Raw genomic sequence first — 522 nt, 5'->3', positions numbered from 1 at the left:
CCTAGACGAAGAAATGTTAAGGCTGACGTTGGATGCGAAAGGCAACGTCACATCGGCAAACCAAAAGTTTTTGCAGCAACTTGCACTGGCAGATAAGGCCATCTTGGCGAAGCATATTTCTGACCTTGTACCATCAAACGTGAGAAATACTGACCACTTTTACCGCATGAAACAGTCGGTTCAAGCAAAAGCATTCTGGAATGGCGCGTTTCAAATCACCAAGGGGGATGGTGAAGAGGCGTGGTTAAGAGTGGTTATTCAGCCTGTGCGAAATACAAGTGACCAGGTTGAGAGCTTTTTTGTGTTTGCCTCTGAACTGACTCGAACGATCACGACATCGCGCGAGTACGAAGACATGCTGAATGCGCTGAGCCGCTCGATGGCAGTCATTGAATTTACGTTAGACGGTACAGTGCTTAAAGCAAATGATAACTTCCTCAGCACGATGGGTTACAAACATGAACAAATCGTGGGTAAGCATCACCGAATTTTCTGTTTGCCTGAAGAGGCAAACTCTTCGGC

Annotated in this window: 1 protein-coding gene; it reads left to right on the top strand. The window is 46.6% G+C overall.

Going from position 1 to position 522, the window contains the following annotated elements:
- Positions 1-13: 13 nt before the first annotated feature.
- Positions 14-522: PAS domain-containing protein (locus tag R7190_RS30620; protein ID WP_318138309.1), on the top strand; the 509-nt coding region annotated here is incomplete at its 3' end.

This window comes from Vibrio sp. 1078-1, from assembly GCF_033340475.1.
The sequence above is the reverse complement of the archived record's forward strand: the minus strand, read 5'-3'. Positions and strand labels throughout refer to the sequence as shown.